Raw genomic sequence first — 12,199 nt, forward strand, 5'->3', positions numbered from 1 at the left:
GTGGGTGTGCTAGTGGTGGACCAAGACTTGGAAAAGACGGATTACAAATCTGTTTCTGCTGGTCAAGGCGTATTCAGAGTGGCTCCGAGGAGTTCCCCTAATCCTCGGGTTTGCGCTGCAGCATGGTCAGGATGAGGGCGTGGTTTCGTCGGGAGGTTCCTGAAAGTATTGAGCCATGCATGGAAATCTGTCGACAAATTCATCTGCGCACGGGTGGCCCTTAAGGATGTCCGCCGCCGCCTTCATCTCCACCACCCCAATGGCAATGTCAAGTTCGAGATGGCTTCGGCCGCGGTCCGAATCTAAATCATATCCGTAATACTCATCCATGAAAAATACCCCTGTCGGTGTCGTTGTCGCAGGGGTGCAGTGAAGCGTAAATGCCCCCCCGTGGAAATAGATGTACGAAATCGTTGGACGAAATGTCCTCACTGGCAAATTAGCGTAGCAGGTTGCAAGCCCATGCAGCCAGTGTCTCAATTTTGGTCGAGGGGGGCTTGTTCGAGGTTAGGGTAAACCTGTGGCCTTCGGCTCTCGGTCGATTTTGGACAGGGTTCTGTCCTACCGCCCGATCCCCCTTGGAATTTGCATTCAGGTTCACCAGCGGGGCGAAACTCTTCGCCGTTCCTCATATTATCTGGGGCCGGTTCTGGCGGTCAACCCCTCCTGCTCTCAACTCCCCCTGCCAGACCCAAAGTTGGGAGCTCCCCAGGGCGATATGGACGCAAATACTGTCAAAGTCGGGCAACTCGTTCTATCCGTTCAGCCGACTGGAAGGTCTGGGCTCGATCAACTGTTGGTTGACAGTGTTCAGGTCGTCAAATTAGCCTCCTGGTCTACGACATGCGAGCTGCACGCGGCTCCAGGGGAAGAGCAGGTGGTACGTGGATACGGGTGAGGAGTTCGGACCCTGGCTGGCCCGACAGCTCAAGCTCGCAGGGAAGACACAGGCCGAACTGGCCGACGAGCTCCAGCTGACTCGGGCCGCCGTGTCCGCGTGGATCACGGGCCGGTCGACGCCTCGCCCTACCGTGATGACGGACATCGCAAAGGCGCTCGGCACCGACGTCGGGACGGTGCATACCCGCACGACTGACACCCAGGCCGGCCTCCCGGTGACCTGGTACCACCGCCCGGGTTATCACGACGGTGGTCGTGACATGGGCAATGCCGCGGCCTTCGCCTTCGACGCCGACGTCCAGGTTCTCGCTCGCGAGACCTGCCAGAACAGCCTGGACGAGCGTCTTACGGAGAACGGTCGTCCGGTCCGGGTCCGTTACACCCTGCACGAACTCACCGGTGAGGCCCTGGACTCCTTCCGTGAGGCGATCCTCTGGAACGATCTCTTCCCGCACTACTCCGCCGTCTCGGAGGCCGCCGCTGATCAGAAGGTCGGCCGGGTCGTGGACGCCGGTGTACGCGACATGTACGAGAAGAGCCGCTTGGTCCTGCTGCGTGTGGACGACTACAACGCTTCCGGGCTCATCGGCGACGACTACGCGGACGGCAAGTTCGCCGCGGTGGTGAGGCGCCAACTGGAGAGCCTCAAGTCCGGTCCCAGCGCGGGTGGTTCGTACGGCCTGGGCAAGGCGACGCTGTGGGCCACCAGCGCCCTCGGGCTCGTGCTCATCAACTCCACTCTGTCCGTGCCTCACGAAGGACGTACCGAGCGAAGGGTCATCGGCCGTCTCGAACTGCCGTGGCGAGAAGTGGAGGGGGAGACATACGCGGGCCCGGCCTGGTTCGGACGCCCCGATCCCGATTCGCCCGGTGCGATGGTCGCCCGTTCCTGGTGGGCGGACGAGGAGACCGTGGCACGTCTGTATCTGACCAGGGAGAGCGACGAACCCGGTACCTCCTTCCTCATCGTCGGTGCGCACGACGTGGCCAGCCTCGAGAGCAGGTCCGACGCCGACGATGAGACCGGCAGTGTTGAGGACGGCGACGAGGACACGCGTGACATCCGCAAGATGCACGGTCGTCTGGTAGAAGCGCTGGGACGTGACTTCTGGGCCGCGATGACCGGCGGAGGCAGCAGGCTGCCGCTCCTCGAAGTCTCTGTCCGTGCCTTCCAGAACGGCAAGGAGGTCGTGCCGGAGAAGCAGGTGGATCCGTCTGTCGAACAGCCCGCCCGGACTCGTGCTCTCAGGGCGCACTACGAGGGCACTACGGTGGACCGTCTCACCGAAGCCGGGCAGGTCGCGGCGCGAAACGTCCCGCTGAAGCTGCCGCTGTCCGGCGGCGCCCCAGGGACGCTCGGCACACACCAGGCGGTCCTTCTGGTCACCGAGGCCGAGGGGGACGGGGACGGCGGGAAGAACCAGGTGCACTCGCTGCGCGGCAACCGTATGACCGTCAAGAGGGCCGGGGTTCAGAGACTGCCGCTCGGGACCAATCCCTTCCAGGCCGTTCTACTGGCGGGCGAGGCAGCCGGAGAGACTGCTCCCTTCGCTAAGGAAGCAGAGGAATTCCTGCGTGCGGCGGAACCGCCTGAGCATGACCGTTGGGGACAGACGGAGGAGCTTACTCTGCGCTGGTCCCCGTCTGCGTATCGGCGGATCAGTGCGCTGACGGCTGAGGTCAACAATGCGGTCAGGGAACTAGTTGCGCGTCCGAAGCGCAGCAGTAGCCGCGACGGCAATGAGGCTGTGCGCAAGGCCTTGACCGTGAGAACCAGGCCAAAGGCCAAGGCGCCCGCCGGGCCGGTGGTTCCGGTGCTGGACACGCTCGACGCGACAGTCGGCGACGACGGAGAGTGGCGGATCACCGCCGAAGTGAGCATCCCCCGTGGCGACGAGATCGTCCCGATGGTGCCGGTCGCGCAGCTGGACGTGCGGTCCGGAGGCCGTCCGAAGCTGGAGTGGGCGGAACTCGTGGCTGTAGAGGGTTGCGAGGTGGTGGACGGGACCCTGCGCTTCACTCCTGGCGTACGTCGCGCGAAGTTCCAAGGATTCACCGATGTGAGTAGTCACCCGGTCAGGACCACCCTCACCCGCCTCGTCCTCGAACTCCGTGCCGGGAAGGGGAGTGACGCGTGAAGATCTACCCGTACAAGAGGCTCAATCGGCCGGTCACTCTGCGAGTGACCTCAGTCTCCCTCAAGCTCTCTGACGGCACCCGCGACCAACTGGAGACCGCCGCGTACTCGACCCAGCAGCAGTCGGTCGCGCTCGGCATCGCCGGCCACACCGACTGGGTGAGCGCCACGATCGGCCTCTCGGCGACGCTGCCACCGGGGGCGAACGCGCCGGACGCGGCCTGGTCCGATCTGCGTGTCCTTGCCGTGCTGACTGACGGCGAGACCAACGTCCGCACCTCTGCGGATCTCATGCTCGACGCGGAGGGCGGACGGGACTGGTCCGGATCGCTGGAGGTGCTCCGTGACGACCACTTGGGCCGTGCTTCCCTCGCCGTGTACGCCGTCGGGACGGTGGACGGAGTTCGCGGACGGTCGATCGCCGAGACCGACCGGAGCTGGATCGTCGACACGGTCTCCGACGAGCCGGTCCGGGGGCTCCAACTGGACGTCCAGACAGCGTCGTTCAAGAAAAGCTCCCGGGAGTGGCTCCAGACCTATGCTGACGCGCCCTGGATCGTGGACGCCTCGGCCAGAGTCCCGACGGTGTTCGTGAACACTGACGTCGAGGGTGTGATCGGCCTGCTGGACAGCAACGGCTCGGGAGTGGACAGCAAGGTGCGCGACGTTCTGGTCGCTCAGATGGCCACCGATGTCTGGACCGCGGTGTTCCACGGTGCCATCGGCGATCTCGAGGTGGAACCCGGTGGGGGCCCGGTCTTCCCGACCGACTGGCAGGGCGAGGTGCTGCGGGAGATGCTCCCGGACGTCGTTCCCGGGGTCCACGTAGAGGAGGCCCTACGACAGGTCCACCGCCGGCGCACCGGTGAATCGGGCTGGGTCGAACTGCAGACCCGTATCCACTACGCGGCGGTCCGCCGCGCCGATGCCACCAAGGCGCTCGCCTATGTAATTCGCAGCCTGGAACAGATGAACCGCGAGAGTGAGACGTGATCACCCAACCGAACCACGTACCGGAGCGCCTGGCGCTGCTCGCCACCTCGGCCGTCGATCCGTTCCTCACCGAAGAGCTGCTCCGAGGCGAACAGGTTCACGGCGGCATCGACCTCGCCAAGGTCGTCGAGCCGCTTCCCGAGGACGACGCCAGATGGTGGGTCGAGCCGATCCGCAGCCTGGTGGAAGACGCCATGTTCGAGTTCCGGGAGGACCGTACCCGAGCCGACGCATGGCTCGCGCCACGGCTCCATGCCACGCTGCGCCTGACACGGCGAGAGGCGGCGGACAAGCGTTTGTGGAACCACCTTGCGCTGGCGATTGCTCCTGACTACGTGGTCTGGCGTCACCTTTCGGAAACGACGGCGAAGAAGCCCGAAAGGCGTGTCGCCGCAGAGCGCTTCCGGGGACCTGCCGACCGGCAGTGTTTCTCACGCCTGTGGTGGGCAGCGGAGCTGTTCAGGAACGGGGCGGACTACGAGCCGGTCGAGGCAGCCTGCGGAAACCAGGACCTCATCCACAGCGTTCTGAAGAAGGAGATGATCGACCACCGTCCCACCGCTCAGGCCATGATCCGCCTGTTGAAGAGCGGACTCGTCACCACTGGGCGAGAGGTCGATGGCCTCAGCGTTGCGATCAACGCGGCTGGCGCGACCCTGATCTACGACATCCTCGCGCCGGATCGACCTCGCAACCCCGTCCATCTGCGGGACTGGATCGCGGAAGCGGAGTCGGCGCCACCAGTCGAGCGATACGACCTCCCGAAGGGGCCCGACGAGGACCCTGTCCCGGAGGAGTCCGTGGCCGCGCTCACCAGCTACTTTGCAGAGCTGTTGGAGACTGCGCCGGTCAGGGGCAGGAAGCTCCGGGAATGACCGGGCGCCGGCCTCGGACTACTTGGCCGACGCCTTCTTGCCCTTCCGGGGGCGCACGGAAGAGGGCGGCGGCACCTGGTCCTTGGCCTGCGGGCACCTGTCGGTGCAGTGGTCGGCGGCGCCGCAGCCATTGCTTCGCAGCTTGGCCCGCTGCTCCTCGGTTGCTGACTGCCACGGTTTCATCAGTGCCTCCGGGGCCGGCTTTGGGAGCCCGAGAGCGGCGCTCAGCAAATGCGCACCGAAGAGGGGAGGTACGGCGTTGCCCACCTGCTGAGCCTGAGCAGTACCGGACCAGGGATAGTCCGGCGGGAAGCTCTGCAGCAAGCCCGCTTCGTTCATGCTGAATCGCGGGCCTTCGTAGACGACCTTCTCGTTGAGGTGCTCGAAAACCACGAAGCGGGAGATGCGGCCGGTGACAGTGGTGGCGGGCTGCTGGTCGGTCCGCACTCCACGCCTACCCGGATGACCCGAACTGCCGTAGTTCGAGCGGACCAAGAATGGAGTGACACGCCCGGGATGTGAGCCCACAGAGTCCGAGAGGGCATCACGCATCGACCTCCAGGGAAGTCTGTCCTCGTCGCTCGTCGACGTGGCGCCCTCGTCAAGTGTCGGCTGAATGACCTGGTCAGGTGCGCTCGTCCCGTAGTTCCGGTTCCATTCCTTCGCGTCGTAGGAGCGGTGTGTAGGGGAGGGGAGCGAGGGCTCGCCGAGCCCTTCACGCCGAGCGATCAACACCGCGCGAGATCGCGTCTGCGGTACTCCGTAGGTCTCGGTGGCCAGAACGCCGACGACAACCTTGTATCTGGTCCCGTCCGGGAGCCCGGTCTCGGCCAGCACCTTGGCGTAGTGCTCCCAAAGCGGAGCCACTGCGGGAACCTGCTCCAAGACGATCACATCGTACGGTCGGCTCCCACGGTTGGGGCTTCGCGTTGCCTGAATCGCGTACCGGAGAGGTTCGAGGACCAGGGCGGTGCGTGGATCGGGGAGATCCTTGAGTTCTTCGTCGATCTTCTTGTCGGAGTCACCCGGCATCAGACGATCGATGTACTTCTTGACCCTGTCCAGGGCTTGGCGCCCGGCGCCGTGCCCGGCCACCGAGTACGTCTGGCACGGCGGGCCACCGGCGAGCACGTTGATCTCCGGCGGCAACGACTCGAAGGCATCCCTGCGTACGGCGCTCACGTCGGCGTGAAGGGTGTCCAGCCCGGCGGCGTACCGGGTCAGGCAGGCGCTTCTGTCCCACTCGATTCCGAGACTCGGGATGTCGAGCGAGTGACCGGCGACGTCCAGCCCTCCGGGACCTGCGAAGAGGTCGAGGACGAATGGCTGGTCGAGGACGGACTTGGGCGACGCCGTGCTGGTCATGTGGCCGAAGTCTAGCCGGCAGCGGGGACTGCTGGATCCCGAACCAGCGCTGCGGCGACAGCCCTCCCCAGTGCCTCTCCCGCAGGCGGTGGTGTCGCGTGCCCGACCTGGCGGTATCGGGCGGTCTTGCGACCGGTGATCTCCCACGTCTCGGGAAAGCCCTGTAGCAGCGCGGCCTGCTCGACCGTGATCTTCACCATGTTGTCCCTGCCGAGTTCGGGATCCCAGACGAAGTCCGCGTCGGGTACGACGTCGCCCACAGTGTGACCGTTGACACCCATGGTCGCCCAGGTCCGCTTGGCTCCCGTCGGTCCGAGGTCCGCGCCGCCCCGGTTCTTCGAGCCGCCGACCAGAGTGGGTGCCGGTCGATCGGCCTGGGCGGCCCAGCGGGCGGCGTCCGGCCAACCCCGTGAGGCCATGGACGGTCCCAGAACGGCGCCGACCGTCGTGGGCTGCTCCACGGTCGGTGCCGGTGGCCGGAATGTCGAGCCCCCCTGCCGCTCGATGGCGACGAGGACGCCTTGCTTGCGGTTCTGGGGCACGCCGAAGTCGACTGCGTTCACGACGAACCAACTGAACTCGTATCCCAGGTGGGCCAGTTCGGCTCGTGCGAAATCACGAAACTGCTGATAGGCGTCCGAATGCGCGAGCCCGGGCACGTTCTCGATGAGCACCGCGCGAGGCCTGATCGCATGGACGAGATAGACCGTGGCCGTCAGCAAGCGCTCCTCGGCTCCTGAATCCGTGCGCCCGACAGTCGCACTCGACTTCACCCGCGGCAGGCCGGCCGAGAGGAGGTCCACGTCATGGCTTACGGGATGCTCGGCCGGATCGAAGTCCAACAGGTCGGTGTGAAGTACGTTCCAATGCGGCCGATTGGCCCGCAGAGTGGTGACAGCGTCTTCGTCGTCATCCAGCAGCAGGCGCGGCTCGAATCCCGCCTGTTCCAGTCCGAGGGCAAGTCCACCCGCCCCGGAGCACACATCGACGAAGGTCAATCCACTCATACTTTTTTCCCCCTGGGCTCTTCCATTCGACGCCGTTCAACGGCCGCTGCCACCTGTACGGCCACTTCTCCCGGAGCCTGGTGCTCCCAGAATCGAAGCACCGTCCAACCTTCCGCGATCAGATGCTCGGTCGTCTCCCGGTCACGCGCCGTGTTCCGGTCCAGTTTCGCGCGCCACCACTCCGCGTTGGCCTTCGGCTGCGTTGCATGCTCCGGACATCCGTGCCAGAAGCACCCGTCGATCAGGACAGCCACCTTCACGCTGGTGAACGCCACGTCGATCCGGCGCCGCGCCATGCCCGGCACCGGGTACTCCACGCGATAGCGCAGACCCGCTGCGTGGAGAAGGCGCCGTACCGCCAGCTCGCACCCTGTGTCCTTGCTGACCTGCCGGGACATGCGTTTGGAGACTTCCGGCGAGGAAGGCCTCAAGTAGTTCAATGGTGTCGCGCCTCAGGAACGTATGTCGTCTCGATCGATGACTATTGCATCCTGCCGGCCCGAGTCGATCGCGCGGAACCGGATCCGCGGGCAAGCCGTGACGACGTCACGCCGGCTCACCGTCCCGTCGTTGGTGACTCGAAGCAGGGACTGCACCACCCGGTACAACAGGGCGGGAACGGTGTTCACCTTTTCTCGCTGGCAGCACTGAGCAGCGGACCCCTGCGATGGGGCTGTCGGGCCGGGTGAGCGGCGGTACCCAAGGATGTGAGATCGCGGGTGATCGGCAGAAACCTGCAGGTGTGTGATCACCAACTCGACTTCTGCCCTGCCACAGGAACTCAAGTTGCGCGAGAACTGACTCGTGCGAAGCCCGTTTTTGAAGAACCATGGTCGTTTTTTGGCGCGATCAAGCGGTCCCACCTGGCTTCTGCGGGATGCCCCTGTTGGCTCCGATGCGGCTTCGTGCTAGGAATTTTGAGAATCTTGACCAACACCACACGCTGCACGGGGGATGCATGGCGCCGCAGTATGCAGTCACACAGGACGCACTGACCCGGTTCTCAAGGACCGCACATGACCGCGCTGATCGGCTGCGGCAGATCCGGCAAGCACTGGGCGCGCACTCTCCCGGTGCGAACGCTTTCGGCAAGCTCCCGGAGTCCGAGGAGACCGGTCAGGACTACCGTGAGCGTGTTGACGCCACGCTGGAGAATCTCGACTATGCCGCGGGACAGCAGGAGCAGATCGCCGAGTTCATCGAGCGAACTGGCCGCTCGTACCAGGAAGTGGAGGACCACACGGTGGACCAGGTCCGTAGCATCGCTGCCCAGGCTCGGGGGGCGATGTGAGCGGGCCGGCAGGTGCGGCGGTCGATGCCTACGGCAAGGTCAATGACTGGATGAGCCCGCTCAGCGGGTTGCTCGACGAGCTGATGCGCCCGGTGGTGGAACCGCTGGCCGAGCAGCTCGAATTCGTCACCGGCGACCCCGAAGGACTGCAGGACGCTGCTGATCTGTGGGCCAAGCAGGCTGGTGAGCTCCGTGATCTCCTGGCCGACCAGCGGCGTGACCGCGCAGATCTCGCCCATGAATGGTCCGGCGAGGCAGCGGATGCCTTCTTGAACGAACTCGTTGACCTGGAAGCGGAGTTCGAGGCCGAGGCCGCGGACATGGAGGGAACGGCCGAGCTGCTCCGGGAAGCGGCGGAAGAGTGCCGCGTGATCCAGGAGATGGTCGAGACGGTCATCCGTGAGCTGATCGAGTGGGCGCTGATCACTCTCGCTGCTTCCGCAGCCTTCGCCGCGCTGACCGCAGGCGTTTCGGCTGCTGCCGGAGCTGCTGCGGCTGCCGCCGAAGGCTCCTTGGCCGCCACGCGCATTGCGAGCCTGGTGGCACGGCTCGCCAGCACGCTGAGGAAGATCGCGGATGCCATGAAGGCGCTCAAGGCGCTCGCCAAGACGAACAGGTTCAGCACTGCCAAGCCGTGGACGTGGAAGCACGTCGGTGATCTCAAGACCGCCGACGGCTTGACGGCCTTCGCCGCCCATCGGGCCGTGAAGACGACCGGAAAGGCAGCGCTCGGTGCGGTCGGCCTCACCGGTGATCCTGTCGGGCAGGCAAACCAGGAAGGCCTGCAAGGAGCCCTGGGTATCGGCGCCGACGAAGCCGACGATCGGCTGGCAGGGAACCGCAATCCCAGCACGGCGGCTCGTGAGGACCTCGGCATCGCCAATCCGTCAGATCGCGATCACCAGACGGTGGAACCCCGGTTCCGGGACAATCCGTTCGGCTGACCACTCGTCCAACCGGAGAGACACGGAAATGAACAACGACTGCCGCGACCAGGTCCAGCCACACCTCCAGTCGGGAGAACAGCTGATCGCGGTTTGCGAGGGCGAGATGGCCCCCGGGGTACCGGAGCGGCCGGTGTGGTTGCGGCAGCCGCCCCAGGAGTCGGAGCTGGAACGCCGGATCAAGTCCCGTCTCCCCGGCGCGGTACAGAGATTCCTGCGGCCGAGCGAACCGAAATCCGTCGGGGGTGTGGAGCGAACCATGGAGGGCGCCGAGCTGGCGGTCGACAACACCCTCGCTCAGGCGGCCCATGGCAAAGGCATGTACGGAGGTTGGGAGAGCCAGGCCGGGCAGTTTCTGGTGACTCACTACAGCGTCGCGCGTCTGCCTTCTACCAGGCTGGTGGTCGCGTTCACTGACCGCCGAGTGCTCGTGCTCGCGGACCGCGCGAAACTCTGGCAGACGACACCGGCGTACGAACTGCAGTGGGAAGGACCACGAGCTGCCGTCGTCGGCGTCCGCGCGAGTCCCAAGGGCATGCTCCAGCGAGGCCGCTTTGAGCTGGCGTTCGCGGACGGGTCGTGGATCGCGTTGGTGGCGTCAGTGCCGACGCATGCCGAGCCGTTTGCGGCACGGGTAAGCGGCTGATAGATCGCCGAGTCCGGGCAAGAGGTTGGTAGAAAGGGGTTGCCTACCTGCTACGGCTATGTCTTCCGCCATGACTGATCTCCGAAAGTGATCAGCAGGCCTAACGGCTGGTCGACAACGTAGTAGTGGTCACTGGAGTGGCTCATGGGCAGGGAGGCTGCTGAGGCCGCTGCCTTGGCTCGGGCGGGGCTGTCGCGGTCGGGACCGGTGTCCGGCCGGAGGGTGGCGAGTGCTGTCGGCTGGATGTCAGTCTTGAGGCCGACTGGGCTGTTGGCGCCGAGCTCAGGAGACCCACGGCCGGGTGCATGGGCCGGTCAACAATGCGGCAACCATTCAACGGGATCGGAAGCCTTTCGGGCGCCACGATCAGGGAGACGCCGTCGGGCGGAGTGAGACTGTTGATGACAACGCTCCGCTTGTGGTGTTTCTGCTGAGCGACGCGTCCTCGTTCATCACCGGTGCGGAGATTCCCATGGACGGGGGCTTGCCGCCCACGGTGGGGGCAAGTCCACCTCGGATGCAGTCGAGGCAGGTTGTGGGGCGGGCCCCGCCTACTGCCTGTCGCCATTGGGCCGCTGCTTCATGACAGTCGCGTAGATGCCTTGGTCGATGACGCGCGGGTCGCCGTGAAAGTCGGCTCCTGAGCCGGTGCAAGAAAGGTAGCGGTGGGCCGTAAGGAAGTGCCGGGCTCATGACATCTATGAGGTGTGGAGAACATTCAGACCGCGACCGACCGTGAACGCGCCGCACGGTTCACGGCCCTGTATGTCCGGGACCACCCACGGGTGTCCGCCTTCCTGTATCGCCGGGTCGGCGACCGGAGCGCGGCGGAGGAGCTGACGGCGGAGGTTTTCCGGATCGCGTGGGAGCGCGTGCTCAAGGGTGGGGAGGTCGGCTCCGGCTGGCTGTTCGTCACCGCGCGCAATCTGCTGAGCAACCACCACCGTGCTGCGGCCCGGCTGACCGAGTTGCACCGGTTCATCACCGACGAACTGGACCGTGCGCCGGCGTCGGAAGAGGACTCGAGCGTTCTCGAAGCCCTTGAGCGGCTGCCTGAGCAGCACCGGGACGTCCTGCTCCTGCGCTACTGGGACGGGCTCAGCACGACGGAGACGGCCGAGGTGCTCGGATGCAGCGGTCCGGCGGTGTGGGTCCGGCTGCATCGTGCCCGTGAAGCATTCCGTGATGTCTACGCCTCACCCGCGTCCCTCTCACCCGAGGAGTCGGCATGATCAACAAGTCCCATGTGAAGTCCCTTGTCCAGCAGGCCAATCCGATGCCGGACGCGACGGTGGACGGTTTGTCGGCGCGTGCGCGGGAAGAGCTCGCCGACTTGGTCGGGTCCATCGAGACGCAGCCGCGAGTGCTGGCCAGGCGGTCGTCCCGGCGTGGGTTCCTCGTGGCCGCCGTCGCCTGCGCGGCCGCCGCCGCGGTCACGACAGTCGCCGTGTTCGCTCTGAATGACCCGAAGGAGCCTGGCGGGAGCCATGGTGATCCGATGGCCGACGAGCCGTACTTCGGTACGACTGCCGAGCTGGAGGATGCGTCGGTGCTGATCGTCCGGGCCAGGCTCGGTGCAGGACACGAGGAGACGACCGACGGTCTCACCGAAACCGTCGCCACGGCCCAGGTGCTGGCTACGGCCAAGGGGGCATCCCCCGCGGGCGGCAGGATCGAACTGGCTTATACGACACCCGGATCCGGGCCCGAGACAGCGGACCTCGCCGCTGGGAAGGAGTACGTCCTGCTGCTCGACGAACTGGACGGCAACCGCTTCACCCTGGTGAACACCACGCAGGGTGTGTACGGGGTCGAGGACGGACACGCGGTCCCGGGCGAGGACAACGACGTCGCCCTGAGCGCGGGCGTGCTCAAGGCGCTGCGGCTGACGTCCTGAAGGCATGCGGACGTGGGGCGGGGGGGGGGGGCCAGCGCCACCGCCCGTTGTTTTCGTGGGACTTATCCAACGGAGGCGTTTGGGGCACGTAGTGGTCGGGGGCCAGGTAGTAGAAACCACCCACCGCCACCGGGGGGGACCGGT

General features: G+C 65.7%; 12 protein-coding genes. 9 read left to right on the forward strand and 3 right to left on the reverse strand.

From position 1 onward, the window contains the following. Positions 1–884 precede the first annotated feature (884 nt). From ACFVYN_RS21245 to ACFVYN_RS21255, 3 genes are read left to right on the forward strand one after another with little or no spacing between them, the layout of a single operon-like run. Positions 885–3,038 carry a helix-turn-helix transcriptional regulator gene (locus ACFVYN_RS21245; protein WP_390000795.1) on the forward strand — a complete coding sequence of 718 codons (2,154 nt, stop codon included), beginning with the start codon at positions 885–887 and terminating at the stop codon, positions 3,036–3,038. Further along, a complete protein-coding gene (locus ACFVYN_RS21250; protein WP_390000797.1) occupies positions 3,035–4,030 on the forward strand; it encodes a hypothetical protein in 996 nt (331 codons plus the stop codon). The genes ACFVYN_RS21245 and ACFVYN_RS21250 overlap by 4 nt, the downstream gene beginning before the upstream one ends. After that, on the forward strand, positions 4,027–4,905 hold the full coding sequence (locus ACFVYN_RS21255; protein ID WP_390000799.1) for a DUF6339 family protein: 879 nt from the start codon (positions 4,027–4,029) through the stop codon (positions 4,903–4,905). The genes ACFVYN_RS21250 and ACFVYN_RS21255 overlap by 4 nt, the downstream gene beginning before the upstream one ends. An 18-nt stretch (positions 4,906–4,923) precedes the next feature. On the opposite strand, the gene ACFVYN_RS21260 is transcribed toward ACFVYN_RS21255, so the two are convergent. The 3 genes from ACFVYN_RS21260 to ACFVYN_RS21270 are packed head-to-tail and all read right to left on the reverse strand — an operon-like array spanning position 4,924 to position 7,675. After that, the gene (locus ACFVYN_RS21260; RefSeq protein WP_390000800.1) at positions 4,924–6,270 is read right to left on the reverse strand and encodes a DNA cytosine methyltransferase; all 1,347 of its coding nucleotides are present in this window, start codon (positions 6,268–6,270) and stop codon (positions 4,924–4,926) included. 11 nt (positions 6,271–6,281) lie between these two features. Next, complete coding sequence (locus tag ACFVYN_RS21265; RefSeq protein ID WP_390000802.1) at positions 6,282–7,277, reverse strand: DNA cytosine methyltransferase; 996 nt, start codon at positions 7,275–7,277, stop codon at positions 6,282–6,284. Then, positions 7,274–7,675 (reverse strand): very short patch repair endonuclease, encoded by a 402-nt coding sequence (locus tag ACFVYN_RS21270; protein WP_390000804.1) that lies wholly within the window; start codon positions 7,673–7,675, stop codon positions 7,274–7,276. Before ACFVYN_RS21270 ends, ACFVYN_RS21265 begins: the two co-directional genes overlap by 4 nt. 560 nt (positions 7,676–8,235) lie before the next feature. Between ACFVYN_RS21270 and ACFVYN_RS21275 the strand changes: the two genes are divergently transcribed. The 6 genes from ACFVYN_RS21275 (at position 8,236) to ACFVYN_RS21300 (ending at position 12,055) form a co-directional block, all read left to right on the forward strand. Then, entirely contained in the window at positions 8,236–8,568 is a 333-nt protein-coding gene (locus tag ACFVYN_RS21275) for a hypothetical protein (protein WP_390000805.1), read from the forward strand. Continuing rightward, positions 8,565–9,512, forward strand: a complete 948-nt coding sequence (locus ACFVYN_RS21280) for a WXG100 family type VII secretion target (protein ID WP_390000806.1) — start codon at positions 8,565–8,567, stop codon at positions 9,510–9,512. Before ACFVYN_RS21275 ends, ACFVYN_RS21280 begins: the two co-directional genes overlap by 4 nt. A 28-nt stretch (positions 9,513–9,540) precedes the next feature. Next, positions 9,541–10,158 (forward strand): hypothetical protein, encoded by a 618-nt coding sequence (locus ACFVYN_RS21285; protein WP_390000808.1) that lies wholly within the window; start codon positions 9,541–9,543, stop codon positions 10,156–10,158. A 421-nt stretch (positions 10,159–10,579) separates the two neighbouring features. Beyond that, the gene (locus ACFVYN_RS21290; protein WP_390000852.1) at positions 10,580–10,744 is read left to right on the forward strand and encodes a hypothetical protein; all 165 of its coding nucleotides are present in this window, start codon (positions 10,580–10,582) and stop codon (positions 10,742–10,744) included. A 121-nt stretch (positions 10,745–10,865) separates the two neighbouring features. After that, positions 10,866–11,390, forward strand: a complete 525-nt coding sequence (locus ACFVYN_RS21295) for an RNA polymerase sigma factor (protein ID WP_390000810.1) — start codon at positions 10,866–10,868, stop codon at positions 11,388–11,390. After that, complete coding sequence (locus ACFVYN_RS21300) at positions 11,387–12,055, forward strand: hypothetical protein (RefSeq protein WP_390000812.1); 669 nt, start codon at positions 11,387–11,389, stop codon at positions 12,053–12,055. The genes ACFVYN_RS21295 and ACFVYN_RS21300 overlap by 4 nt, the downstream gene beginning before the upstream one ends. The last annotated feature ends 144 nt before the right edge of the window (positions 12,056–12,199 follow it).

The organism is Streptomyces sp. NPDC058307 (assembly GCF_042880295.1).
Lineage (GTDB): Bacteria > Actinomycetota > Actinomycetes > Streptomycetales > Streptomycetaceae > Streptomyces.

Coding starts and splice junctions, on each gene's coding strand:
- ACFVYN_RS21300 (WP_390000812.1), top strand. CDS start 11,387: ATGATCAACAAGTCCCATGTGAAGTCCCTTGTCCAGCAGGCCAATCCG.
- ACFVYN_RS21260 (WP_390000800.1), bottom strand. CDS start 6,270: ATGACCAGCACGGCGTCGCCCAAGTCCGTCCTCGACCAGCCATTCGTC.
- ACFVYN_RS21275 (WP_390000805.1), top strand. CDS start 8,236: ATGGCGCCGCAGTATGCAGTCACACAGGACGCACTGACCCGGTTCTCA.
- ACFVYN_RS21270 (WP_390000804.1), bottom strand. CDS start 7,675: ATGTCCCGGCAGGTCAGCAAGGACACAGGGTGCGAGCTGGCGGTACGG.
- ACFVYN_RS21285 (WP_390000808.1), top strand. CDS start 9,541: ATGAACAACGACTGCCGCGACCAGGTCCAGCCACACCTCCAGTCGGGA.
- ACFVYN_RS21265 (WP_390000802.1), bottom strand. CDS start 7,277: ATGAGTGGATTGACCTTCGTCGATGTGTGCTCCGGGGCGGGTGGACTT.